The organism is Bacillus sp. BS98, assembly GCF_008432245.1.
GTDB classification, from domain to species: Bacteria; Bacillota; Bacilli; order Bacillales; family Bacillaceae_G; genus Bacillus_A; species Bacillus_A toyonensis.
Genome location: NZ_CP043830.1, coordinates 3074948 through 3100071, shown reverse-complemented (window position 1 = coordinate 3100071; position 25124 = coordinate 3074948). Strand labels below are relative to the sequence as shown.

23 protein-coding genes are annotated in these 25124 nt (G+C 36.7%); 19 read left to right on the top strand and 4 right to left on the bottom strand.

What is annotated here, in order from left to right; genetic code table 11:
* Window positions 1-379: 379 nt before the first annotated feature.
* The 3 genes from F0362_RS16050 to F0362_RS16040 form a co-directional block, all read right to left on the bottom strand.
* Window positions 380-1639 (bottom strand): serine hydrolase domain-containing protein, encoded by a 1260-nt coding sequence (locus F0362_RS16050; protein ID WP_000768725.1) that lies wholly within the window; start codon window positions 1637-1639, stop codon window positions 380-382.
* A 99-nt stretch (window positions 1640-1738) separates the two neighbouring features.
* Window positions 1739-2938, bottom strand: a complete 1200-nt coding sequence (locus F0362_RS16045) for an MFS transporter (RefSeq protein ID WP_001190323.1) — start codon at window positions 2936-2938, stop codon at window positions 1739-1741.
* Between the two features lie 15 nt (window positions 2939-2953).
* Window positions 2954-3370 carry a MarR family winged helix-turn-helix transcriptional regulator gene (locus F0362_RS16040; protein ID WP_000343676.1) on the bottom strand — a complete coding sequence of 139 codons (417 nt, stop codon included), beginning with the start codon at window positions 3368-3370 and terminating at the stop codon, window positions 2954-2956.
* Window positions 3371-3559: 189 nt separating this feature from the next.
* On the opposite strand from F0362_RS16040, the gene F0362_RS16035 reads away from it, so the two are divergent.
* The 4 genes from F0362_RS16035 to F0362_RS16020 all read left to right on the top strand — a co-directional run bounded on the left by F0362_RS16035 (window position 3560) and on the right by F0362_RS16020 (window position 6244).
* Complete coding sequence (locus F0362_RS16035; protein WP_000594846.1) at window positions 3560-4462, top strand: intracellular short-chain-length polyhydroxyalkanoate depolymerase; 903 nt, start codon at window positions 3560-3562, stop codon at window positions 4460-4462.
* Between the two features lie 61 nt (window positions 4463-4523).
* Window positions 4524-4751, top strand: a complete 228-nt coding sequence (locus F0362_RS16030) for a hypothetical protein (RefSeq protein ID WP_000554163.1) — start codon at window positions 4524-4526, stop codon at window positions 4749-4751.
* Between the two features lie 112 nt (window positions 4752-4863).
* A complete protein-coding gene (locus F0362_RS16025) occupies window positions 4864-6060 on the top strand; it encodes an MFS transporter (protein WP_000062789.1) in 1197 nt (398 codons plus the stop codon).
* Window positions 6044-6244 (top strand): NETI motif-containing protein, encoded by a 201-nt coding sequence (locus tag F0362_RS16020; RefSeq protein ID WP_000166300.1) that lies wholly within the window; start codon window positions 6044-6046, stop codon window positions 6242-6244. The genes F0362_RS16025 and F0362_RS16020 overlap by 17 nt, the downstream gene beginning before the upstream one ends.
* A 436-nt stretch (window positions 6245-6680) precedes the next feature.
* On the opposite strand, the gene F0362_RS16015 is transcribed toward F0362_RS16020, so the two are convergent.
* Window positions 6681-7913 carry a MerR family transcriptional regulator gene (locus F0362_RS16015; RefSeq protein ID WP_000689568.1) on the bottom strand — a complete coding sequence of 411 codons (1233 nt, stop codon included), beginning with the start codon at window positions 7911-7913 and terminating at the stop codon, window positions 6681-6683.
* A gap of 188 nt (window positions 7914-8101) precedes the next feature.
* Between F0362_RS16015 and F0362_RS16010 the strand changes: the two genes are divergently transcribed.
* From F0362_RS16010 to F0362_RS15935, 15 genes are all read left to right on the top strand, one after another.
* Window positions 8102-9388: an NAD(P)/FAD-dependent oxidoreductase gene (locus tag F0362_RS16010; protein WP_000413844.1), complete on the top strand. Its 1287-nt coding sequence runs from the start codon at window positions 8102-8104 to the stop codon at window positions 9386-9388.
* A 13-nt stretch (window positions 9389-9401) separates the two neighbouring features.
* Window positions 9402-10874 (top strand): aldehyde dehydrogenase family protein, encoded by a 1473-nt coding sequence (locus F0362_RS16005; RefSeq protein ID WP_000405148.1) that lies wholly within the window; start codon window positions 9402-9404, stop codon window positions 10872-10874.
* A gap of 45 nt (window positions 10875-10919) precedes the next feature.
* Complete coding sequence (locus tag F0362_RS16000) at window positions 10920-12356, top strand: MATE family efflux transporter (RefSeq protein ID WP_000706165.1); 1437 nt, start codon at window positions 10920-10922, stop codon at window positions 12354-12356.
* Window positions 12357-12401: 45 nt separating this feature from the next.
* Window positions 12402-12683 (top strand): cupin domain-containing protein, encoded by a 282-nt coding sequence (locus F0362_RS15995; RefSeq protein ID WP_000464526.1) that lies wholly within the window; start codon window positions 12402-12404, stop codon window positions 12681-12683.
* 189 nt (window positions 12684-12872) lie between these two features.
* On the top strand, window positions 12873-14333 hold the full coding sequence (locus F0362_RS15990) for a CoA-acylating methylmalonate-semialdehyde dehydrogenase (protein ID WP_000261827.1): 1461 nt from the start codon (window positions 12873-12875) through the stop codon (window positions 14331-14333).
* Between the two features lie 30 nt (window positions 14334-14363).
* Window positions 14364-15719 carry an aspartate aminotransferase family protein gene (locus F0362_RS15985; protein ID WP_172624226.1) on the top strand — a complete coding sequence of 452 codons (1356 nt, stop codon included), beginning with the start codon at window positions 14364-14366 and terminating at the stop codon, window positions 15717-15719.
* Between the two features lie 91 nt (window positions 15720-15810).
* Window positions 15811-17430 (top strand): amidohydrolase, encoded by a 1620-nt coding sequence (locus F0362_RS15980; protein ID WP_000642584.1) that lies wholly within the window; start codon window positions 15811-15813, stop codon window positions 17428-17430.
* A 768-nt stretch (window positions 17431-18198) separates the two neighbouring features.
* Window positions 18199-19434, top strand: a complete 1236-nt coding sequence (locus tag F0362_RS15970) for a CapA family protein (RefSeq protein ID WP_149889874.1) — start codon at window positions 18199-18201, stop codon at window positions 19432-19434.
* A gap of 48 nt (window positions 19435-19482) precedes the next feature.
* Window positions 19483-20214, top strand: a complete 732-nt coding sequence (locus F0362_RS15965; protein WP_000241998.1) for a M15 family metallopeptidase — start codon at window positions 19483-19485, stop codon at window positions 20212-20214.
* Between the two features lie 444 nt (window positions 20215-20658).
* On the top strand, window positions 20659-21081 hold the full coding sequence (locus tag F0362_RS15960) for a hypothetical protein (RefSeq protein ID WP_000883458.1): 423 nt from the start codon (window positions 20659-20661) through the stop codon (window positions 21079-21081).
* A 26-nt stretch (window positions 21082-21107) separates the two neighbouring features.
* The gene (locus F0362_RS15955; RefSeq protein WP_000014533.1) at window positions 21108-21413 is read left to right on the top strand and encodes a WXG100 family type VII secretion target; all 306 of its coding nucleotides are present in this window, start codon (window positions 21108-21110) and stop codon (window positions 21411-21413) included.
* A gap of 22 nt (window positions 21414-21435) precedes the next feature.
* Entirely contained in the window at window positions 21436-22155 is a 720-nt protein-coding gene (locus tag F0362_RS15950; RefSeq protein ID WP_149889873.1) for a DUF5081 family protein, read from the top strand.
* Window positions 22155-22481, top strand: a complete 327-nt coding sequence (locus F0362_RS15945) for a hypothetical protein (protein WP_001198200.1) — start codon at window positions 22155-22157, stop codon at window positions 22479-22481. Before F0362_RS15950 ends, F0362_RS15945 begins: the two co-directional genes overlap by 1 nt.
* Before the next feature lie 32 nt (window positions 22482-22513).
* Window positions 22514-24268: an HNH endonuclease gene (locus F0362_RS15940; RefSeq protein WP_149889872.1), complete on the top strand. Its 1755-nt coding sequence runs from the start codon at window positions 22514-22516 to the stop codon at window positions 24266-24268.
* Complete coding sequence (locus tag F0362_RS15935) at window positions 24265-24753, top strand: SMI1/KNR4 family protein (protein ID WP_000049179.1); 489 nt, start codon at window positions 24265-24267, stop codon at window positions 24751-24753. Before F0362_RS15940 ends, F0362_RS15935 begins: the two co-directional genes overlap by 4 nt.
* The last annotated feature ends 371 nt before the right edge of the window (window positions 24754-25124 follow it).

Here is a 25124-nt window from a genome sequence, read left to right as displayed (position 1 = left end):
GCCACGATCAACACCATGGTTAAAAGTTATGATAGGACGGTGTTGGAAGTACTGCGGTAACAGTTGAGCATTATTAATAATAGCACAACAAAAAATCCTCTTGGATGCAAGAGGATTTTTTTATTGGGAATAGTAAGGAGGAGGGAGGTGCATTACATATGGGAAAAGGTAGAAGTAATAATGCTGGTAAAAAGCAACCAAATTTCGATGATTCATCTAATTTCGCTAAACAAAGCCAACCGACAGAAAAGAAGAAGAAGTAAAAAAAGGATCTCTCTTGATAAAGAGAGATCCTTTTTTACTATATTGACGTTTCAGCACAATAGATCGATTGTTCAACCAAATAGTCATTCATGTAAGGCTTAAACTCCTGCTTCCACTACTGTGAAAGCTTCTCCAAATGATGGGCAATATCAACATACATATCGGAATAAACCGAATGTATTTCATTACTAGGTGTAGCATTAGAAGAGAAGTGGACGATTACCATATTTGCTTTCGGATCGATATAAAGCGTTTGTCCGTAACTGCCTAACACTTCGAAAGCACCTTGTTCATTGTGCGGAATCCACCATTGATTATGATAAGAAATAGAAGCGCCATTGCCAATTGCGAGTTCACCTTCTTGTACATTTTCCACACTTTCTGTAATGGAGGAAGGGATGATTTGTTTTCCGTTATATTCCCCGTTATTTAATAGTAGTTGACCGAATCTTGCCATATCTCTAGTAGTTGCATTTAAACCAGCGCTTGCTTGTTCTACCTTTGTTTCGTCTGTAACGTAATACGCATTTTCTTCCATACCAATTTGAGACCATATTCGTTCGCTAACATTTTCAGCTAATGATTTACCAGTGATAGTTCGAATAACCCAAGCGAGTGTTTCCGCTGATCCGTTATCGTAAGAAAAACCGGAACCAGGTGGTGCAGTTTCTTCTGCTTCTCGTAACATATCATAAATTTTCATCGGACCGTTGTAGTTTTTACCTCGGGGTAAAATATTGCTCGCTAAATATAGTTGTGCATCTTGATTTTCTAACGCTGGATGTTCATATCCATGAGTAGGGTACTCTACAGAAACTTGCATGTCCATTAATTGCTGAAGTGTCGCTTTACCGAACGGTGTATTGTTTAATTCTTTTATATAAGTGTCAGCTGTTTTCTCTAAATCGATACGATTTTCTTTAGCGAGAGATTGTATCATTACCCCAGTAAAGACCTTTGCTAATGAAGCCATACCATGCGGTTCACTCTCGTTATATCCATTGAAATATCGTTCATATACAAGTTGCCCATTATGTACAACGACAAAAGCATCTGTTTTGTTATCGTCTAAAAGTTTTCTTAAAGGAGTCGTAGTTCCAAATCCACGCTCCACAGCAAAATCATCTAATTTTTGTAACGCAGTAGGGAAGTGAGCCACTTGGTCGGGGTTGTTTTTGACTTCATTAATTAAAGTGAATTCTTTCATATGTGTGTACGACCAACGTAAGTAAGGGTCATCTAACCAATTCTCCTTTGTCACGTTATTTTTTGATGGGGTTGTTTTATTATGTTTGAAGTATGTAAAACCAAGCCCTGTAATTACAAATATGCATGTTAGTATAAGTAAGAGTAGGGGAGATTTTTTTAGTTTCATATAGGTCCCTCCTTTATTTGCTACTATAAGTATACGCTCGTCTTGAAAGAAATACAAAATAAGGAAAGTAAACGGGGAAGTTTACTTTCCTTATTAACGTTAAGCGGAAATTTGTCCGTCTGTACGTTGTTTCTTGAATTTTTGTTTTCGACCGTGTAATCCATAATATAGAAGTAAAGTGAACGCAACGATAATAGCTGCGATAAAATACATATTATGATAACTTGATTTCGCTGCGACGATACCTAAAATGAAAGAACCAAAACCAATACCACTATCAAAGAATGAGAAGTACGTAGCTGTCGCAGAACCACGTCGATGATTTGGCGCCGCAGAAATTGCAATCGTTTGGAAACTTGGAATTAATGTTCCATAACCTAAACCGATTAATACACCTGCGCTTAGGAACCAAAATGGAGTTTGCGCTTGACTTAATGCGAACATCCCAATTGTGAAAATAATAATAGCTGGATAAACAAGTACGTTTTCGCCGTAGCGGTCAAAAATCTTTCCTGTAAATGGACGAGAAATTACAACAACAAGTGCGTATACAATGAAGAAATAACTTGCAATATCGGCTAAACCGAGCTCTTTCGCATATATAGGAATAAAGGATAAAATACCACTATAAGAAAAGGCTAAAACAAATCCTGTCAGAGCGATTGGAATAGAAGATGGTTCAATTAAATCTTTCCACTTCATTTTTTCTCGTTTTTGTTTTTTCACTGGTGCTTCATGTGGAATATTTACAAGTAATCCTAATAAAAATGCAAGTAATGAAAATACGGAACAAACGATAAATAGTACAGTAAACGAAAAATGAGAAATAATTGTTAAACCTAAAAAAGGACCAATTACCATCGGCAGACTCATAAATACGCCGAAATAAGCAAGTGCTTCGCCTCGTCTATGAGCTGGCGCAACATCAGTTACAATCGTACCAGTTGCTGTCGTCGCCATCCCAAAGCCAATACCATGTAAGAAGCGAAGGGCAAGTAATAAAAATAAACTTTGCGCACCGAAATACATAACAGTAGCGGCTAAAAATAATGAAAGTGAAATAAATAATATTTTCTTTCTTCCTAAGTCATCGAGCCATTTTCCTGTAAATGGTCTACATAAAACAGAAGAAATAAGAAAAACAGTTGCAACTAAACCAATTTCCTCAGGTTTTCCTTTTAGGCCGTCTATTACATAGACAGGTAAAGTAGTCATAAGCATATAGAATGTTAAAAAGAGAAATAGACTACTAAAACAAGTTCCGAGGAAATCCTTCGTCCAAAGTTTTTCACTTTGCATCGTCATCCCTCCAATTTAATCTAAGTTTTTAATAATTTGTTGTAACACTTGAAATGCTTGATGTAAGTCATCTTCGTTAATACCATCTAGCGTCTTTTCTTCGAAGGTATCCACTTCTTCTTGCCATACTGGAATCATTTTTATAGCTGTTTCGGATAAAGAAATAAGCTTCTCACGGCGATCTTTTCCTTCTGTACGAATAATCCAGCCCATCGTTTCCATACGTGTCAACGTACGAGTCATCGTTGGTGATTCAACATTTAAATACTGGCATAATTCTGTTTGTGTACAAGAACCGGTTTGATTAATACGAAAAATAACAGCCCACTGCGCACTAAATAACCCAGTTGGAGATACGCGTTCATTAAATTTCTTCGTAAACTTTCGAGAAGTCTGGCTGACGATGTGAAAAAAATGTTGTTTTTCGTCCATATATTTTGATCCTTTCAAATTAGTTACCTAGCTAACTATATCTTTTTTTATTATAGTTGTCTAGTAATAGGCATGTTGTTTTATGTGAAAATTTCGCATAGGTTTTATGTTGAGAACATATATTCTGTATGTTATTCTTTAATTATATAAAGAATTTTCTTTCTATTAAAAAGAATGGGGGAACTTGTGATGATTAAGCCTGCAACAATGGAGTTTGTTGCACTATCGAATGGAGAAACGATTGCGTATCAGGAAGTTGGAAGGCGAAATACAGAAACTCTCGTACTCATTCACGGGAACATGACATCGTCACAACACTTTGATTTAGTTATCGAAAAGCTGCAAAATCAATACCATATTTACGCTCTTGATTTAAGAGGATTTGGACAATCGACGTATAATAAGTCGATAGATTCATTACAAGACTTCGCAGAAGATGTAAAATTATTTATCGATCAATTAAAGCTAGAGAAGTTTTCGTTAATGGGATGGTCAATGGGCGGTGGTGTTGCGATGCAATTTACAGCGAATCACCCAACTTTTGTAGAAAAGTTAATTTTAGTAGAATCAGTAGGGATGAAAGGCTATCCAATCTTTAAAAAAGATATTAACGGGGAACCGATCGTATCAAGTTTAGTAAAGACGAAAGAAGAAATCGCGCAAGATCCCGTACAAATTGCTCCAGTACTAGATGCGATAAAAAATATGAATAAATTATATTATCGTACAGTGTGGAATCTATTAATATATACACACAATCAACCGGAACCGGATCGTTATGAGAAGTATTTAGATGATATGTTAACGCAGCGTAATTTCGTAGATGTGAATTATGCGCTCATCACATTTAATATTTCGGATGAACATAATGGTGTGGTAGAGGGAAATAAACAAATTCATCGTATTAAAACTCCTACACTCGTCATACAAGGTGACAGGGATTACGTCGTACCGCAAGTAGTCGGTGAGGAATTAGCAAAACATTTGCCAAATGCAAAGTTGCAGGTGTTAGAAGATTGCGGGCACTCACCGTTTATTGATTGTTTAGATGTATTTATAAATCATGTAGAGAATTGGTTAGAACAGAAATAGTCCCCGAAAGCAAAAGTATTGCATATACTATAACATTTGTAGGTAAAAGGGGAGATTACTAGTGCATCAACCGTTTTTAATTGCGCATTCGCCATATAATCATCACTTATATGCAAAAATAATGATAAGCCCGATGTATTTGCAAGTTTCACCAGCTGTAGTTCCTTTACAAATACAGCAGCCACCAATCGCTCATTCACATCCGTACTTATATGGCCCTTCATTTTATGAAAATCCATATTTTAAACATTTTCATTACAATGTGAAAGCACAAGTTTGGGAAGGATAAGAAGCTAAAAGGCTCATTCTTTTAGCTTCTTTTTATTGTTAATATTCGTACACGCATTTGAAGAAACCGTTTATAATGAAAAGTGGAAAGCGTGAGAAGGAGAGGGAACAGGATGTCGATGCGTTTTACTTTTTGGATTATGGTTGGGATTGTGGCAATCTCAGGTTTATCACAGGGGATGCTCTTACCTGCCATTGCAATGATTTTTGAACAAGAAGGGGTTAGTTCAAGTATTAATGGTATTCATGCGACGGCATTATACATTGGGATATTAGTTATTTCACCGTTTCTTGAAAAACCGATGCAAAAGTTTGGAATGAAGCCAATTATCGTCATTGGTGGGTTTCTCGTCATTATTTCATTATTCTTTTTTACACAAACATTTTCATTTTGGGTATGGTTTATCCTTAGATTTCTAGTTGGAGTCGGCGATCATATGCTTCATGTTGGAACGCAAACGTGGATTACGACAACATCGGATCCGAGTAAAATAGGTAGACAAGTATCGATATACGGTGTATTCTTCGGAATTGGTTTTGCCGTCGGTCCGTATTTAGCAAGCACTGTTCAGTACGGTCTTGCAACACCATTTATCATATCTACTATACTTTGTTTAATAGGTTGGCTTTTACTACTCCCAACGAAAAATGCATTCCCAGCACAAGATGAAAGAGAAGTGAAGAGTGGATCATCATTTTCTCGTTATAAACAAGTTGTTGGATTAGGGTGGATTGCATTACTGGGACCACTTGCATACGGTGTGCTTGAAGCAATGTTAAATAGTAACTTACCAGTATACGCACTTCGTAAAGGGTGGTCTGTATCGGAAGTTTCCTTCTTATTGCCAGCGTTTGCAGTTGGGGGCATTATTACACAAATTCCTCTCGGTATATTAAGTGATAAATACGGAAGGGACCGTATATTAACGTGGACGTTCAGCATAGGTACGAGCATTTTTCTACTTGCGGCCGTATTTGATCAATATTACTGGATAGTCTTTGCCTGCATGCTGTTAGCTGGTATGGTCATTGGATCTTGCTTCTCTTTAGGACTTGGATTTATGACAGATTTATTACCGAGACACTTACTACCAGCAGGTAATATATTATCTGGAATCGCCTTTAGTTTAGGAAGTATTATGGGGCCTGTATTAGGAGGCGTATTTATAGAAAAAATACAGTATACAAGCTTTTTTATTGCGGTTATGATTATAATAGGGATTCTCGCAATGGTATATATGATCTACATGAAGAATCAATTCGCATCAAGAAAAATAGAAAGTAGGTTAGGGCATGACAAAACAACCTAATAAAAAGAAATTTGAAGTACTCGAAAACGAAGCAATTACAGACTGCTTAGCTCGCATGGAACAAGAAGGATACGCCCCGTCTCGTCGTATGGAAGAGCCAATCTTTCATGAAGTGAAGAAAGACGGAAAAACAGTAGTTGAACCGTGTGGTAGAAAAATTGTTTTTGAGGGAAAATTGAAGTAATACAAATAGAACATTTTCTTTCTAGTATAAGGCCATCCAATTCGTTCGAGTTGGATGGCTTTTTTTACGACTGGTCAATGGAGGAAAAGGGATTTTAGGAGGGGGATAGAATGAAGAGATATTTTCTGGGAAGAACGAATAAAAATGAGTTGCGCTGTCTTCGTTAGTAAAGATAGTACTGTGAGACCTTCACTAAATAAAAAAATCTAATAGTAGTCCGAAGAATGCTAAACGTATAGAGTTTTGGAGTTGGGACAGGAACTATAGAGCCGTGACTATAATTCATTTAAATAAGATTGATATGTAAACGTTGTAGAATGAAATTGGCAAATCGAAAATGGTAGTGCGGATGCTGATACCCGCACTACCATTTTAGCTACAAAGGTGCTACTCATTTGTGAAATAGCATATTTTTCGGACAAATACTTTTTGTATGCTATTTGTTCGTACTAGCCAAATACATGAGCATGTGGAATTTTTCGTCTATTACATGATAATCGAAATAAGGTCCTGGATCTGTACAGTAACCGATATTTTCACTTTGCGTAATTTGAAATCCATTGACTGATAAATTTTCTTCTAAGTATTTGGGATACAAAATATGCTCGTTGGAATTTGGATATAAGCCTGAAATGTTTTTCAAGGATTTGGCCGAGCTATCATAATACGAGTATCCGCCGACAATTGTTGAACTGTTATGTAAATAGTTTTTTAGAACGTGAATGGGGAATTGCGGATTGAGCAATGAAAAATCAGTTACTGAAAAACTATCTACAAAAACATCGATGCTAAGCGGTTTCAATGGCAAATTTAAATCGGAATTCAAAATATAAAGGACGCGTGGCTTCGGATTCATACGCTCAATTCTGTTTCGAACCTTCTTGAGCATCTCAAGTGAATAGCCACTGAATACATAGGATGCGCTCGTTTCAAGAACATCGATATATTTAGGTAGTGACACGAAAGCGTCAACGTTTGTTTCCACAATTAATTTGTTTTTCAAATCTATATTTTGTAGAACTTTTTGAAATTGAAAATTAATTTTTTCAAATAAGTTAATCATTTTGGGATTAATCTCTTTAATCGTTTCTTTATCGTAAAAATAAGATGGATAAGGAGACGTCTCATACAAGTTCGCGGTAATGATAATACCTTCCTCGATAGCTGCTTCGTATCCACAGGTACAAGTTAAACTTCCCGTGTGAATGTAAACTTTTTTAATCGTTACATCTTTCATTTCAAGGGGAATTTGGCATTTCGGACAATAGAGCAGATTTACAAAGTCAAGCGGAATTCCTGTAATATTCTCTTCTTTGGATGAAGGCGAACTGGTTTGAACCGCCTTTTCAATCAATTGGATAGCTTTTGATATGTCTTCTTTTTTTTGGATCAGTTCGTTCTTTTTATCAGTGAGCAAGTTGTTGTAGTAGTCGATATCCTCATGGTCCGAGAAGCTTGTAACACGCCGATACGATAAAATTCGTTGGATTTCTAACAATGAAAAATGAAATTTTTTCAACTCGGTAATAAAAGCCATGTCGTCGAAACACAATTGGTTCATTTGATACTGGGTGTTTTTTTTGTCTGGTATTAATAATCCAAGTTCAATGTAATAACGAACGGTATCAGTCGTAACATGAAAAAGTTTTGCAAATGCACCAATTTTCATAGATGTGTCCCTCCGATGAAAAAAGTGGAGTTACTCCACTTTTTTCGCAAAATGAATTCAAAAAACTCTTAAATGACTATTGACTTGGAGGAAACTCCAAATCATATTATTAATTCAATAAGAGTGAATATTTCGAATATTTTTGACTGTATTGTAACATACATGTCACGAAAGGAGAAGGATTAGCTATGGAAAAGATGGATCGAATGGATACGCTCTCTCTGTGGACAGCGACTGCAAACAGCTATGACAAAGGAAAACCTCTTGAAGGAAATGAAGAGGCGGATGTTGTCATTATTGGCGCAGGTTTCACAGGTCTTTCTTCTGCATATCATTTGCAAAAATTAGGAAAGAGTGTCATTGTCCTTGAGCAGGAAACAATCGGATATGGCGCAAGCGGTCGCAACGGCGGGATGGTATTGCCGGGCTATAAGTCAACGATGCAGGAGCTTGCTAAAAAGTATGGTGCCGAAGAGGCGAGACAGCTTAACGATCTTTCTCTGCTTAGTGTTGAATTAGTTAAAAACATTATCGACGAGCATCAAATCAACTGTAATTTTAGAAAGACAGGTCACATTGTGGCAGCTTACAAAGCCAAACATTTTGAAGGATTGAAACATGAAAGTGAGTACTTAAACAAAAATTTTGGATATGAATGTAGCGTGCTTAATCGAAGTCAGTTGCATCAAGAAATTGATTCCCCTCAATATTATGGTTGCTTAGTCGACAACTCAAGTTACTCATTCCAACCACTGAACTATGCAATTGGTTTGGGAGAAGCAGCGAAATCAATTGGTGCAAAAATCTTTGAGCATTCGAAAGCATTATCTATTGAGTACGGCCGAAATAGTGTGAAAGTTGTTACAGAAAAAGGTACTGTTACAGCGAAAGACATTATTGTTGCTACAGATGGTTACTCTGGAAAAATCATGGCTGAACTGAATAAAGGCGTACTGCCAATTTCGGCACGCATTATTGCTACTGAACAGCTTTCAGAAACACTTTTGAATAGCGTTATTCCTAAAGATCGCATGGTTTTTGATACGAGTAGTTTCCTTTACTATTTCAGGCGTACACCAGATAATCGAATCGTATTTGGCGGTGGTGATATTCGTCCGAACTTAGGTGATGCCGTTTATCAAAGTGTGTACGATGCTATGGTTAAAATAATGCCAAAACTAGAAGGAAGCAAGATAGATTACAGGTGGGGTGGATTTATCGGTGTGACAATTGATACGTTCCCGGTTATCGGTAAATCTAAAGAAGGTGCATATTTTGCAACTGGTTATACAGGCCACGGCGCGTCTCTCTCAACATTGTTTGGTAAGTTATTGGCACAATGGATCGTTACGGGGAATGCAGGTGGATATCGATTTGAAAAGGAACGTCTCAAATCATTTCCATTCTATAATCAGAAAACGATGCTGGTCAATATAGCACATATTGGTTTCAAGTTGGTAGATATTATTGCGTAAAGGAGAGGTGTTTATGGAAATAAACATGTTCATTGACGGAAAATGGGTAGAAGCATTATCGGGTGCGAGACGAAATATTATCAATCCTGCAACTGAAGAGGTTATTGCAACGTCCGCTCATGGATCAGCAGATGATGCGAAACTAGCAATAAAGGCGGCTCGTAAAGCGTTTGACAGCGGAATTTGGTCAGATTTATCGGCTGATGAAAGAGCTGATTATCTATATAAGATTGCAGATCGTCTTGAAGAGAAGACAGCTGAAATTGCCCGTTTGGAAACTGCAAATAACGGTAAGGTTATTCGTGCAACAACCTATGTAGATATTCCAGTATCGGTTCAATGCTTCCGCTATTATGCTGACTTGATTAAAGGTATAAAAAAGGAATCTTACAATCGTGATGATTCTTCAGAAACGATTGTTATTCATGAACCGATTGGTGTTTGTGGACTGATTGTACCTTGGAACTTCCCGCTTATGCTAGCTGTTTGGCAAATTGCTCCTGCACTTGCCGCAGGGAATACAATTGTAATTAAACCTGCTGACGTCACTCCTGTAAGCGTATTCAAGTTATTTGAAATTATCGAAGAGATTGGGCTTCCAGACGGAGTGGCAAACTTAGTGTTGGGACCTGGTTCAAAGGTTGGGAATGAGCTTGCAGAGAGCCATGATGTTGACAAAATTGCCTTTACAGGTGGAACAAAAACAGGTCAAAGTATTATGCGAGCAGCCGCGGGCAATATGAAAAAAATTACACTGGAACTAGGGGGGAAATCTCCACTTATTGTGTTCGACGATGTGGATTTTGAAACTGCTGTCGATAATGCGATGTTTGGTATTTTCCACAACGCTGGGCAAGTTTGTTCAGCTGCATCCCGTTTACTTGTACAAGAGACCATTTACGATAAGTTTGTTGAAAGATTGGCCGAACGTGCGAACAAAATTGTAGTTGGAAACGGAGAAAGCGAGAATATCGAAATGGGAGCTCTCACAACCGAGTCTCATATGAATGACGTTTTACATTATATAAAGAGTGGAATGGAAGAAGGTGCAAAATTAGTTTGTGGTGGTAAACGTTTAACAGAAAATGGGCTTGATCGAGGTTTTTTTATCGCACCAACAATCTTTGCTGATGTAAATGCAGATATGCGTATTGTTAAGGAAGAGATTTTTGGACCAGTCCTTATTGTACAGAAATTTAAAGATGAGGAAGATGCGATCCAAAAAGCGAATGATTCCATTTATGGATTAGCCGGTGCTGTATTTACTGAAGATATGGACCGAGCAAAACGTGTCATTAGTAAATTGCGTGCGGGAATTACTTGGATTAATAGTTATCATCTTGCTTATGTTGAAGGTCCTTGGGGCGGGTATAAGCAAAGTGGAATCGGTAGGGCTTTAGGTGTTGCCGGGCTGGAGCACTTTATGGAAACGAAGCAAATCAATATCCACCAGCATGCCAAGCCTGTAGGTTGGTATGTGAATTAATTGAGCTTAACTTGCTATATAAATTATTTGTAAGGGGATATGCTCATGAAAATAGTGGACAACCGTCCGTCATCGAACATAGAGAAGCCAGAAGGAATGAATAAGTCGGTGGATGATTCAGTGCTCGGAACCAAAAGTATTCCGTTACTATATTTACGGTTTGCTTTGGCAGGAATTATGGCTAATGTAATTCTAGGAGTTGTATCGGTTATTGATGGCTATTTCGTCAGTGGCTTTCAGGAGCTAGAAATCGAAGGAATCGGAATTGGATTTACGGTCATGGTTATTACCCGTATGATTGGGGTTCTTTTGGGGATAGGAGCCGGAGCGGTCATTTCACTTCGAATGGGGAAAGGGAAGATAGAAGAAGCTAGAAGTATTATGGGACAAACTTTATGGTTTACTCTTTTCCTTTCCACTTTGATAGCTGTACTTGGATTGGTCTTTGAAACTGATATTATGATTCTATTTGGAGCAAGTGATGAAGCACTTCCGTATGCGGTGCAATATAGCCGACTACTATGGATTTCGTTGCCATTAACGATATTGGCCGTTGTATTAAGTATTTTAGCTAATATCGATGAAAAACCTATATTGTCAATGAACAGTTGGTTAGTCGCAGCAGTTGTTGCTGGAGTTATGGAATGGATTATGGTAGTGAAGTATGACATGGGGATGATGGGTTCTTCATGGGCTAATACGATTTCGCAATCGATTCCTGTTCTCTTAATCTTTTATTTCTGGTTTGGTAAAACAAAACTGAAGCCAAAAATGAAAGATGTGATGATTAATCTTAAGAAGATTGGTGAAGTAGTTTGGACGGGGTTTGCATCTTTCTCTAGTCAGTTCATGATGTTTATAGCAATTATTTTCACCAACAATTTACTGCAAAGCTACGGAGGTGGTCTGCACGTTGCAGCTTTCACGATTCAAAATGGTTACATTACAAATCTTCTCGCTTTAGCGGCGCTCGGTGGAATGACAGGGCTTCAACCGATTATTAGTTATAATTATGGTGCAGGCAACCTTGATCGTGTGAAACAAGCAATTAAGATGGGACTCATTTTTACAGTTTCCTTCTTTGTAATTGTGACAGCTATATTAATCATTTTTGCAGATCCAATTGTGTCATTTTTTTCCGGTGGTAATCCTGAATTGCAAAAACTGGGCATTTGGACGACGGTTGTATTCAATTGTTTGTTTACACTTAGTGCAGTTAGCTTGCTTGTCTCTGGTTATTTTGAATCACAGGAGAGAAACTGGTCCGCAACGTTTATTAGTGTTAGCAAAATATTGTTGTTCATGATACCGTTTCTATTTGCTTTTCCGAAGTTCTGGGGTGTAGAAGGTGTATGGTACGCTGCTCCTGCTGCCGAAATTCCAGGCGTTCTCATTGCCATATACTTTATGAGAAAAGAGTTCAAACGTTTAAAGGTTACCAATGTTAATACAGATACCAATGTTAAAACAGTAGATGTATAGGAACGTATTCCGTCAAAATTACTAATAAGAGAGAGGGGTATCATCATGTTTTTTGCGAAAAAAATTACAGCAGAAGAAGCAGAGCAACTAGGTGCCAACACATGGGAACCATGGGTAGGTGAACCAAATAAAGGAACGTGGCATGTAGAAGAACAGGAAGTTTTCTATGTGACAGACGGTGAAGTGTTTATTACTGTTGATGGAAAAAAGTATCATGTTACAAAGGGCTGGGTTGTTTCCTTGGATAAGGACCTTGTTTGTGAATGGGATTGCCCAGTATTTTTGAAAAAGAATTATAAGATGAACCATGAGATTAATCTGAAATAATGTGAACTGGAGAGTGGACAAATGCTAAGCAGATGACTGCTCCTGCATATGCAATCGATAAGAGTAAGATTAGTAATGTTAGAGAAATGTATATAAATAAGTTTATATACCGTCTAATGAATGCGCTTTCTTTTTTTGTGAATGCAATACATACATAGGACGGCTATCTTAAAATTAGGAGGTTTCACCATGGTAGTAACCAAAAATGTACAAACGTTAAAAAATTATATTGGTGGACAATGGATAGAATCTAAAAGTAAACAAGTAGAAGATGTACCAAATCCAGCAACAGGAGAGACTATTGCTCGTGTGCCGCTTTCGACTAAAGAAGATTTGGATAGAGCTGTAGCAACTGCGAAAGAAGCATTCCAAACATGGAAAAAGGTTGCTGTACCTCGGCGTGCTCGGATTCTATTTCGCTACCAACAGCTTTTGATTGAAAACTGGGAGGAGTTAGCGAAACTCGTTACCTTGGAAAATGGAAAAAGTTATAAAGAAGCTTACGGTGAAGTACAGCGAGGGATTGAATGTGTTGAATTTGCAGCAGGTGCACCTACTTTAATGATGGGAGAGCAACTTCCTGATATTGCTACTGGTGTTGAATCAGGGATGTATCGTTATCCAATCGGAGTAATCGCAGGAATAACGCCATTTAACTTTCCGATGATGGTGCCATGCTGGATGTTCCCACTCGCGATTGCATGCGGAAATACGTTTGTATTAAAACCATCTGAAAGAACACCGTTGCTGGCGAATCGCATAGCTGAACTGTTTACAAAAGCAGGTCTTCCAGATGGAGTACTAAATGTTGTACATGGTGCACATGACGTCGTGAATGGCATTCTTGACAATGAGGATGTGAAGGCTGTATCTTTCGTTGGTTCTCAACCTGTCGCTGAGTATATATATAAAACAGCAGCAGCAAACGGCAAACGTGTACAAGCTCTTGCAGGTGCAAAAAATCATTCGATCGTATTAAAAGATGCGGACCTTAGTTTTGCAGTGAAAGAAATTACAAGTGCTGCCTTCGGTTCAGCGGGTGAAAGATGCATGGCGGCGGCTGTTGTTGTCGTGGAAGAAGACGTTGCAGATGAGCTCGTTAATAGACTGCTTCAAGAGGCGAATGCAATTACGATTGGTAATGGTCTGGAAGAAGATGTTTTTCTTGGTCCCGTTATTCGTGACGGCCATAAAGAGCGTACACACGGATACATTCAATCTGGTATAGAGCAGGGAGCGACACTTATTCGTGACGGACGTGAAGATGATGCAGCAAACGGTGACGGTTATTTTGTCGGTCCAACGATTTTTGACAATGTGACACAGGAAATGAAAATCTGGCAAGATGAAATCTTCGCACCGGTTCTTTCTATTATACGCGTAAAAGACTTGGCGCAAGCAATTCATGTTGCTAATGCATCACCGTTCGCAAATGGTGCATGCCTATACACCGATAGCGCGAAAGCAATTCGTGAATTCCGTGAAGAAATTGATGCAGGTATGCTTGGGGTCAATCTTGGGGTTCCTGCTCCAATGGCATTCTTCCCGTTCTCAGGTTATAAGAAATCCTTCTATGGTGATCTCCATGCAAATGGAAAAGATGGCGTAGAATTTTATACGCGCAAGAAAATGCTTACGGCTCGTTATTGATAGAGTGATAGAAAATCATAAACGGATAGAATGGAGTTGGTGATTGTGCAAGTGACAGAGCAAACACAAAGTTTGAAACAAGCAGATGAAAAGTACCTTTGGCATGCAATGAAAGGAGCATCCCCTAATCCAACGAATTTAATTATTACAAAAGCAGAAGGAGCATGGGTGACGGATATTGATGGAAACCGTTATTTAGACGGCATGTCCGGTCTTTGGTGCGTGAATGTTGGATATGGCCGTAAAGAGCTTGCAAGAGCGGCTTTTGAACAACTGGAAGAAATGCCATATTTTCCTCTGACACAAAGTCATGTTCCTGCTATTAAATTAGCAGAGAAATTGAATGAATGGTTTGATGATGAATACGTTATTTTCTTCTCTAACAGTGGATCGGAAGCAAATGAAACAGCGTTTAAAATTGCTCGTCAATATCATCAGCAAAAAGGTGATCATGGACGCTATAAGTTTATTTCACGCTATCGTGCTTATCATGGTAACTCAATGGGGGCTCTTGCGGCAACAGGACAAGCACAAAGAAAGTATAAATATGAACCACTTGGGCAAGGATTCTTGCATGTAGCACCGCCTGATACGTATCGTAATCCAGAAGATGTTCGTACACTGGCAAGTGCTGATGAAATCGATCGTGTCATGACATGGGAGTTAAGTCAAACAGTAGCCGGCGTAATTATGGAGCCGATTATTACTGGGGGCGGCATTTTGATGCCTCCTGATAAATATATGGCAAAAGTAAAAGAAATTTGCGAGAAGCACGGTGCGTTGCTCATTTGTGATGAAGTAATATGTGGATTTGGGCGGACAGGGAAGCCGTTTGGATTTATGAATTACGGTGTCAAACCAGATATCATTACGATGGCAAAAGGTATTACAAGTGCGTATCTTCCTTTGTCGGCAACAGCAGTTAAACGAGAGATTTATGAGGCGTACGTAGGCAGCGAAGATTATAATCGATTTCGCCATGTGAATACGTTCGGAGGAAACCCTGCAGCTTGCGCCTTAGCTTTGAAAAATTTAGAAATTATGGAGAATGAGAAACTCATTGACCGTTCCAAGGAATTGGGTGAACGACTATTATATGAACTAGAGGATGTAAAAGAACATCCAAACGTAGGAGATGTTCGCGGAAAAGGTCTTCTTTTAGGTATTGAACTAGTGGAAGATAAGCAAACAAAAGAACCGGCTTCCATTGAAAAGATGAACAAAGTCATCAATGCTTGTAAAGAAAAAGGTCTAATTATCGGTAAAAATGGTGACACTGTTGCCGGTTACAATAATATTTTGCAACTTGCACCGCCATTAAGCATTACAGAGGAAGACTTTACTTTTATCGTTACAACAATAAAAGAGTGTTTAGCTCAACTTTAATTTGTTAAAAGGCGGAAGATCCTATTGAGAGATGTAACTGTAAATACGGAATGAATTACTCGAAAAGGGTAATTCCGAAAGGGTTGAGTTTATGAAAGCTGATGTTGTCTTGTTAAATGGAGAAGTTATTACAGTCGACCAAAAGAATACAGTAGTCGAAGCTGTGGCAATACAAAATAATCGTATCGCATTTGTTGGTTCAAATGAGGAGGTTAAGAGTTTTATAGGAGAAAAAACGGATGTAATTGACTTGCAAGGAAAAACGCTTCTTCCTGGATTCATTGATTCCCATCTTCACCTCATTTCTTATGGACAAAATCAGTTGGCTGTCAGTTGTAAAGCTGAACATATTGATTCTATCGAAGCTTTGTTAGATGACCTAAAAAAGAAGGCATTAGAAACGCCAAAAGGTGAATGGATACGTGCTTGGGGCTTTAATGAAACCGCTGTGAAGGAAAAGCGTTATCCAACAATTACTGAGCTGGATGACATTTCAGTTGACCATCCTATTATTATAACTCGTACTTGTCACCACATAAGCGTAGTGAACAGCAAAGCATTAGAAATTGCGCAAATTAACGAGAACACACCGAACACGAGTGGGGGAGTTATTGAAAAGGATCAGGCAGGAAAGCTTACAGGAAGGTTAATTGAAGCAGCAAATATGGAGATGAGTGAAGTTGCAAGTTATAAAGAAAGTGAAATGATGAAGGCTGTGAAAATTGCATCAGATCATTTCGTTGCAGCTGGTATAACGAGTATACATGACGCAGGTGGAGATGGACCTGAGAGTTTTCGTTTACTACAACGAGCTGTGAAGAGTAGGGATATTCGTGTCCGAATATATGCAATGATATGTCAAATAAATAACTCCCATGAATTTGTTAATAAAATGGTCGAAGCTGGTGTGATAACTGGTACGGGAGATGAGAGGTTCAAGGTTGGACCAGCTAAACTGTTTACAGATGGAAGTAGTACTGGACCTACAATTGCAACCCGTGAGTCGTATTCGAGTGATCGTAACAATTATGGCATTCTTTATTATAATGAGGAAGAAATTTATCAAGTGTTAGGCGAAGCACACAAAAAAGGTTATCAAATCACTGTGCATGCACAAGGTGATAAAGCTATTGAAATGTATTTAAATTGTGTAGAAAGGGCGTTAGAGGAATCACCAAGAAAAAATCATCGTCATCGAATCGAGCACGCGGGAATTTCTTCACCAGATTTACAAGAGAGAATGAAAAAACTTGAGATAGTTCCAATTCCAAACCCTCCATTTCCATATGAATTCGGAGAGATATATTTACGGCACTATGGTGATCGTGTTAATCATATGTACGCTGCTCGTGATTATATTGATCGAGGCATCATTGCAGCAGGTAGTTCGGATGCACCAGTTACCGACTATAACCCTTTATTAGGAATTCATGTTGCTGTCAATAGAAAAACGAAGTCTGGAATAGAGGTTGGTGTGAATCAATCTATAAGTGTAATGGAAGCTATTAAACTATACACATGGAATGGCGCTTATGCGAGTTTTGAAGAAGAGATAAAAGGAAGCATAGAGGTCGGAAAGTTGGCGGATTTAGTTATATTAAATGACAGCATTTTAAGTGTGAATCCAAACCAAATTAAAGATTTAAAAGTAGAAATAACTATTATTGATGGTGAAATTATTTATCAAGAAGAACAATCAGTGAAAATTTAATATTTCATCGTTTACATACCACGTAACTCTTGTAATGTTACGTGGTATTTTAGTTTGTTAGTTTTATGGAAATATAACGGTGCCATCGTATAGTCGTTTCATACCAGTATTCATTTACATAATTTTCGATATAGGAAATAACTATTTTTTTCTTTTAACTGTTGTTAATAGTACAGATTAACTTTTTTAATACTTGAGCTACATCATCTTTATCAATTGTACGATAGAGATAACGACTTCCTTTTTCATTTCTCCTAATTGTCTTCTTTATATGAATCGCAGGTGATATTGCTACTTTTTTAATATATTGGTAAAATAAGTTCTTGGGTCTTACTTATTGTGATTCGTATAATGATTGTCGCTCGACTTAAAGAAAATAGGTACAAAAATTTTGCACTATCTAAAGAGGGGACGTCAACGATTCCCTCTTTTTGGAGCCACTCACAAATGTAAAGCAAGAGAAGAGGCTATATCTCCTCTCTTGTTTAGATTAACCAGCTACTACAATTGGAACAGGTATATCAAATTCAATATATGGAGGATGTTGATTGGAATCTAGTCGGCATCCTGGTGGATAATGCTTTTTTAGCAATCTATCAATTCTAATAGAATCGATAGATTGTTAGAAAGTGGAAAACGGTTATCCGTATATTCCGAAGCAGATGTAACAGAGTGTCCTTCCATAATGAAGTGTAAAACCAAAATACGTTGTTTAAAAAGTTATTTGTTAAAATTGGTTATAAGTAATAGAACAGAAAAGAGGATTACATGTTACATAATTTACAGAGAAGTAAAAATAAATTTTTATTATGTCTTATTTTTTTAGTACTTTTAACCGCTTGTGATAATACAGATGTTAAGTCATCTAAAGCTTCATCACCACCGGCTCAATCAAATACAGATACATCATTAAAAGCACCAAATTGGGTAGAGAAAAGTCCTATTCAACAGTCTCCTAATTTTATTGAAGGTAAAAAAGTAAAATCGGTTGTGAATGTAATGGCAACGGGTGATAATTTATATCATGATGCAGTAATTAAAGATGGCAAACAAAAAGACGGTTCATATGATTATCACTATATTTATGAAAATATCAAAAAAGCTGTTCAATCAAGTGATCTTGCTATAGTGAACCAGGAGACTCCAATAGCAGGAAATAATCTAAAAGTACAGGGATATCCGACTTTCAATACACCTGAAGAAGTAGGTCAATCTTTAGTGGACACTGGATTCAATATAGTGACGCAAGCGACAAATCACGCTATGGATATGGGTATTAAAGGTGTTGCGAATACAAGAGAATACTGGAAGAAATATCCGGATGTTATCTCATTAGGCATTAATGAGAATCAAAATGAGCGTAATGAAATAAAAACGATTACAAAAAATGGTATTCGTTTTGCGTTACTAAATTATACATACGGTACGAATGGAATTAAAATTCCAGCTGATAAGTCTTGGGCATTAAATGTAATGGATAAAAAAGCGATACAAAATGATGTGGAAAAGGCAAAGAGTAGCTCTGATATGGTGATTGTTATGGTGCATTGGGGAGTAGAATATACCTCTACACCTTCAAAGCAACAAAAAGAAGTTGCTCAATATTTAACAGATTTAGGTGTAGATGTAGTAATTGGAAATCATCCACATGTAATTCAACCAATTGAGTGGAAACAAAATAAAGATGGACATGAAACGCTAATCTATTATTCTCTTGGAAATCTTATTTCTGCTCAAGAAAAATTAGAAACATTGGTAGGAGGATTATCTTATATACAATTTGTTAAGTATGAAGATAAAACTTTTGGTATACGACAAGCGGCACTCGTACCGACAGTAACCGACTATGCTGATGGTAAGAAACAATTTAAAATTCAATTTTTAAAAGATTATTCGGATGAAGATTCTAAAAATCATGGGATTAAAAAATTTGTCGGCCCCGTTTCTTTAGAGAATTTCAAGGAGATTCCTAGAGATGTGTTGGGAAATTGGTATAAAGACTAATAAACAAAAAGGGAATGAGATACAATTAAAAAATTTATAATTTTAGCATTGGTATTGGCAATGGGATGGAGCCTTGCTGCTTGTAGTGGAAAGCAAACATCTCAGGAAACTACTAATAATAACGATAAAAATAAAAATGAGATAAATGCGAATAAAAAAGATGTTTTACCTATCTCTGATGTTAATGATTGGAGAATTATCCTTGTAAATAGAGAGCATATGTTATCAAAGGAACTAGGAATTGAATTAACAAGTATTACCCAAAATGCGAAGCCAAATATGAAAATAGATAGTAGAATTGCAACTTCCTATCAGGATATGGTAGCAGCTGCAAAAAAAGAGGGAATCAATCTTTATTTAAGATCAGGTTATCGAGCTATAAAATTACAACAAACTTATTATGATGCTTCAGTTAAAAGCTATAAATCTCAAGGTTTGTCGGATAAAGAGGCTAGTGCTAAGGCATTGGAATATCTTCAGTATCCTGGTGCAAGTGAACATCATACGGGATTAGCGTTAGACATTATTTCAGTTGAATGGCAGAATACGGTAGAAGATTTAAATGCAAAATTTGAAACGACTGATGCATTCAAATGGTTAGATAAGAATGCTGCAGAGTATGGGTTTACTCTCCGCTATCCGAAAGATAAAGAGAATATTACTGGTATTAAGTATGAGCCATGGCATTATCGTTATGTAGGAAAAGAAGTTGCTGTGTATCTAAAAGAAACAGGGTTAACTTTAGAAGAGTATAGCGAAAAAATTAAGTCAGGCAAGTAAAAATACACTTGGATTCTATTAAAAATTATGCACTGCCACAGGAAAAGGTGGATCTGAGGATGTGTTAACCTTCCGCCTAGTATTGTAAAAACTGTGTATGATAATTTGAGCACGTATGAACCAGTTATCGTATGAAACGATGTATGTATCAAGAAATTAAATTTATAAAAGAAGCAGTGAAAAAGGATCTGATATTTATATCAGATCCTTTTTCATTTGTAACATAGAATACTTACTTAATTAGGCCTTAAAGACTGCCTGCTTTTCAGGTATTACAATTGAAGAAAAATGCGAAAGCTATTTATAAAATATGGAAATGTTAAAACCCCTTTGATAAAATAGCAATATGCAAAAATAATTATTTGTTAATTCTTAATGTAATGAATATTTATGTTTATATATACGAATTTAACTACATAATTATTGTAATAAAGGGGGAGAAAGATGTTAGATGAATTGTACAATGCTTTTTTAAATGCGTCTGGTTTTACAGAAAGTGCGAGGAAACGAGATCGGTATGATGATTTACATGATTATTTAAAAGATAAAGAAAGAGAGTTAAAGCAATTCATTCAAGAGGCTGAATCAGCGAAGAGAGATTATGAGAGTAAAAGTAATGGCTTGGAAGCTAATAAAATTCCGGCAGTTGAATTTGAACAAAAACGTCATGAAAAGGATGAAGAATTAAATACATTAGTATCCTATTTTAAAAGTGCATTAAGCGATGTTGGATCTGCAAAAGGTACAGCTTATGCAAAGTATTTGGAATATAAAGCTAAAGCAGAAGCGGAGAAAGCGTCAGCATACGCTGCAGCGACTAAGGCTTTTGAAGAAAAGAAAAAGGAAATTGAAAAACTTATCCATTAAGCATACAAAGAATGGAGGGAACCAACATGAGTGGTAAAGAGGTTGAAATTATAGGAAGTAACACTGCAAGTGCCATTTCTTACGCACAAAACATAGAAAATGGTATGAAGGATTCTTTAAACGAAGCGAAAAACTTAAAAGCATACGTTACATGTGCGAACTGGAATGGAAAAACGAGAGATGCCTTTTTAAGTTATCTAGATTTAATCATTCAATATAACTCAGAACTGGTAGATGCATTTGAAGGACATACGAAAGCTTTGAAAGAGTTAGATAAAAGTATTCAAACGTACGGAGATAGATCGGAAGTAAGGGCGATAAAACAGTTGTGATGGAGAAATGAGGGATAAAAGAATGGGAAAAGAAAGGGATTTTGCACCAGCTGAATTATATGTTCTCGCAGGTGCAGCCGGGGTTACGGATATATTTGGATTGCCAAACCGTGACGTAATTATTTTACTTGATGAAGAATGTGTCACGAAAGCAACTATGAGTTTAAAAGAAAAAGGCTTGCTTACAAGTGAAAATGGAATTACCTCTGCAGCTTTTCAAATGATTGAGCTATTAAAGGAATATGAAAATTGTCATGAATACACGAGAATTAATAATGTATTAATTGGCTTTTTGAAACATGATAAAGACCGAGTGGCTGTATTAACAGAAGTAGAGCCAAATAAAAAATACGAGATCGACTACATACCAAAGCCAGACGTATATTTTTCATTATTAACACGCATCCCTTTCTTATTGAGAGAACCGAGAGAAATAGAAGATACATTTTTCTCAAAGAGAATGACAGAAACAGAACAACAAACATTTGAGGGGAAAGATTTATCAAATAAAGACGTTATAGCGATAGAAACGTATACGAGGCCTCGAAGTAATAGAGGAGGAAAATGGGAATGTTTCTTATATTTCACTGAAGGAGAAGATTTCGTTCAAATAGATGTAGATCGTAATCGATATGACTGGGTGAGCCTCTATGCGGTTAATAAGAAATTGTATGACGTGTTAAAAATGCCATATAAAAAGTTAATTGACCCGAGACAATTCTCGTTAGGAGGTATGCAATAATGCAAGTATCAATGGGAGATAGTGGTTCTGGTGGTGGAGAAGAAGTATTAGTTAATTTTCAAGAACTACTTGATATAGTAATGAAGTTAGAAAATATATATAAAATCCATTTAGACGTCATTGGAACAAATATTGAGAGTTTATTAAGCAGTGATTTTTATCAAAAAGGTGAAGCGATGAGAGTAATTGAAAAATATCCTGATATATTACACAAAACACTTGAATTGTCTGAACACTATTTGAGGTCGGCGAAAGTTGTAGGAAATGTATGTGTAGAAATGCTTGAAAAGGACGAACAATTACGTGAAAGATTAAGTAAGTTGTAGAAATCACCATACGGCTGGGGGATGAAAACGAAATGGATGTGAAATATAGACCTGAACCATGGCAAAACATGGGAGATGGTATGAATCGAATTACAAAAGATGCACTCATGAAATTACGGGACGCAAATGAATCATTAAAAAGAATTGATGGAAGAATACGAGATTTAGACTCAGATGGTAGTATACATTTTAGCCCAAAAGATCAATCGCAAAAAATAGGGGAATTACTTGATAGCTATTCGACATTACAAAAATATTGCGGAGAAGCAGGGCGATTGGTGTCTGAACATATAGATAAACCTTTTTTAGTAGAAATGGATAAATTCGCTCAAAAAATGAGAGATACATCTATTCTTAGCTTCGAAACAAATAACCGAATTGGCTCTACAACAACGACAGTATTACCAGATGAGCACGCGGGATACGGAAGTGTACCGCAAACAATACAAACAAAAAAAGATAAAATAACTGTAGAAGATATTTTTAAAGATTCACCTGCATTTGATAACGTACTGAAAGCGGAGTACAAAGAACTAAAAAAACAAAACCCAGATGCAAAACTAAATTATGAAGAATACAAGAAAGTAGTCCCATCCACACGAGGATTTGAATACAAATCGATAGAAGATGAACAGAAAAAACTAGAAATGGTGCGAGACATAGGAATAGGCGCAGGAATCATCATCACAACAATCCTTTGTCCACCACTTGGGGCCGCTGCCGCAGTTGTATACGGCGCTGTACAAATAAAAAGCGGTATCGACGGAGAAGACTGGGGAACACACCGGAAATTGAGCCAAGAAGAGCGGGTAGGAAACATCATTTTTGGCGGATTAGATGCAATCCCATTTGTTGGAGCAGTAGGAAAAGGAGTAAAAGCATTCAAAGGAACGAGTGAATTAGCTGATTTAGCCAAATTATTAAAATTCAAAGAAGGAATGCCTGGTTTTAATCCAAATTTGGGTAAAAATGTGGTACAATCGCTTAAGGAAAATAAGACTTTAAAAAATGCACTAGATGCTATGAAAAATACTCCTATTCCAGTAGCAGTTAGGACGGTGGATACTGGAATAGGAATGAAGCTTCCTTATATAGAATCTTCAACTGTTGGAGAAGTAGCTGGAAAGTTTTCAAAGGCAAGTACGGCAGCTAAGGATGACGCTTATCAACTTGCTAAGGGTACGGGTAATACTGTTCATAGATCTGAAATTGACGAAGTAATTAAAAATAATTACGATAAAGACGGAAATTTGATTAATAGATCAATTGTTCCTAAGGGATATAATAGTGTTGAAGATTTCTTAAAACAAGTAGATGATACTACTATCAAAGAATTTGGGTATGATAGTGTTGAAGAGTTTAAAGAAGTGGTAGGTTATGTTGATGAATATTTGAATGCCTCACCTAAAAATAATATTTTAAATAAATCATTAGCGGGAGGTACACATGTGAAAGGTGTAGACTACGATGTACTAGGATTTCCTATTTTTAAAGGAGATGCTGTTAAATTTCAAACAAGGTTGGATAAAGGGATGTTTATAGCATCTGATGATAGACAGTTTAAGTTCTGTACAAAGGCTTTAAAAGAAGCAATAGAGAAGGGAGATATACCAAAAGAAATCTTTACAGAGAAACAGCTCCGGGATATTTATAATGAGGAAGCTAGAATAAAAGGATTGACTTGGCATCATCATCAAGTACCTGGTAAAATGCAGTTAGTAGTGTCTAAAACGCATAAAGTTAACCATTTAGGTGGAAATGCATTATGGGGGGATGGAATCAGATGAGTAAGGTACAATGGAGATCACCAGATGAACCTATTATACGAGAAGATGTAAAGAATGTTGAACAGGAATTGAACATTAATTTTCCTTTAGATTATATAGAATGTGTGATGAAAAATAATGGAGCGCATGTTAGTCCAGAGGTATTTGAAGTTGAAGGGAAAAGAAAGGTTTTTGGAACGTTATTAAGTTACGATATGGATGATGACGAAAATATTATAGAAGTATTTGATGATTACAAGGATACACTACCGGCAGAATTAGTTCCTTTTGCTTTTGATCCAGCGGGAAATTTAATATGTTTTGACTATAAAAATGACAAAAATAACCCTGTTGTGGTATTTTGGGAACATGAAAATGCTGGTGAAAAAGAAATGTTGATGCGAGAAGAAGGATTAACAGAAGAACAAGTGGAAGAACGTGCAAGAGAGAATGTATTTTACATTGCAGATACATTTACTGATTTTTTAAGTAAATTACACGATTAAAAATATAATGATGAATGAAAAATAAAGTTTATGTGAAATGGATAGAAAAAATAATAGGGTGTTTGAAAATATATACTCCATGATGGTTGTACCATCATAGAGTACTATGTACAATGATAGAATAGAAAACGAAGTACGAGCTTAGGCGATATGACATTTTACTGTGCGACGAATACAAAGACATGGAATGGACATAAAACTAACGAACTCGTACAAGCTCGTAATTTTTAATGTAGTAGTTGTCACGACATATAAAAGGTGTCATACTGTTGCCATAAAATTTACAAATTTAATGCTACTTAAAAACAGATGAACTTAAAGCGCTTGATTGTCAACTAGAGGCAACAAGTGCTTTTTTGCGTTTTAGCGTA

Coding starts and splice junctions, on each gene's coding strand:
- F0362_RS16050 (WP_000768725.1), bottom strand. CDS start 1,639: ATGAAACTAAAAAAATCTCCCCTACTCTTACTTATACTAACATGCATA.
- F0362_RS16045 (WP_001190323.1), bottom strand. CDS start 2,938: ATGCAAAGTGAAAAACTTTGGACGAAGGATTTCCTCGGAACTTGTTTT.
- F0362_RS16040 (WP_000343676.1), bottom strand. CDS start 3,370: ATGGACGAAAAACAACATTTTTTTCACATCGTCAGCCAGACTTCTCGA.
- F0362_RS16035 (WP_000594846.1), top strand. CDS start 3,560: ATGATTAAGCCTGCAACAATGGAGTTTGTTGCACTATCGAATGGAGAA.
- F0362_RS16025 (WP_000062789.1), top strand. CDS start 4,864: ATGTCGATGCGTTTTACTTTTTGGATTATGGTTGGGATTGTGGCAATC.
- F0362_RS16020 (WP_000166300.1), top strand. CDS start 6,044: ATGACAAAACAACCTAATAAAAAGAAATTTGAAGTACTCGAAAACGAA.
- F0362_RS16015 (WP_000689568.1), bottom strand. CDS start 7,913: ATGAAAATTGGTGCATTTGCAAAACTTTTTCATGTTACGACTGATACC.
- F0362_RS16010 (WP_000413844.1), top strand. CDS start 8,102: ATGGAAAAGATGGATCGAATGGATACGCTCTCTCTGTGGACAGCGACT.
- F0362_RS16005 (WP_000405148.1), top strand. CDS start 9,402: ATGGAAATAAACATGTTCATTGACGGAAAATGGGTAGAAGCATTATCG.
- F0362_RS16000 (WP_000706165.1), top strand. CDS start 10,920: ATGAAAATAGTGGACAACCGTCCGTCATCGAACATAGAGAAGCCAGAA.
- F0362_RS15995 (WP_000464526.1), top strand. CDS start 12,402: ATGTTTTTTGCGAAAAAAATTACAGCAGAAGAAGCAGAGCAACTAGGT.
- F0362_RS15990 (WP_000261827.1), top strand. CDS start 12,873: ATGGTAGTAACCAAAAATGTACAAACGTTAAAAAATTATATTGGTGGA.
- F0362_RS15985 (WP_172624226.1), top strand. CDS start 14,364: ATGGAGTTGGTGATTGTGCAAGTGACAGAGCAAACACAAAGTTTGAAA.
- F0362_RS15980 (WP_000642584.1), top strand. CDS start 15,811: ATGAAAGCTGATGTTGTCTTGTTAAATGGAGAAGTTATTACAGTCGAC.
- F0362_RS15970 (WP_149889874.1), top strand. CDS start 18,199: ATGTTACATAATTTACAGAGAAGTAAAAATAAATTTTTATTATGTCTT.
- F0362_RS15960 (WP_000883458.1), top strand. CDS start 20,659: ATGTTAGATGAATTGTACAATGCTTTTTTAAATGCGTCTGGTTTTACA.
- F0362_RS15955 (WP_000014533.1), top strand. CDS start 21,108: ATGAGTGGTAAAGAGGTTGAAATTATAGGAAGTAACACTGCAAGTGCC.
- F0362_RS15950 (WP_149889873.1), top strand. CDS start 21,436: ATGGGAAAAGAAAGGGATTTTGCACCAGCTGAATTATATGTTCTCGCA.
- F0362_RS15945 (WP_001198200.1), top strand. CDS start 22,155: ATGCAAGTATCAATGGGAGATAGTGGTTCTGGTGGTGGAGAAGAAGTA.
- F0362_RS15940 (WP_149889872.1), top strand. CDS start 22,514: ATGGATGTGAAATATAGACCTGAACCATGGCAAAACATGGGAGATGGT.
- F0362_RS15935 (WP_000049179.1), top strand. CDS start 24,265: ATGAGTAAGGTACAATGGAGATCACCAGATGAACCTATTATACGAGAA.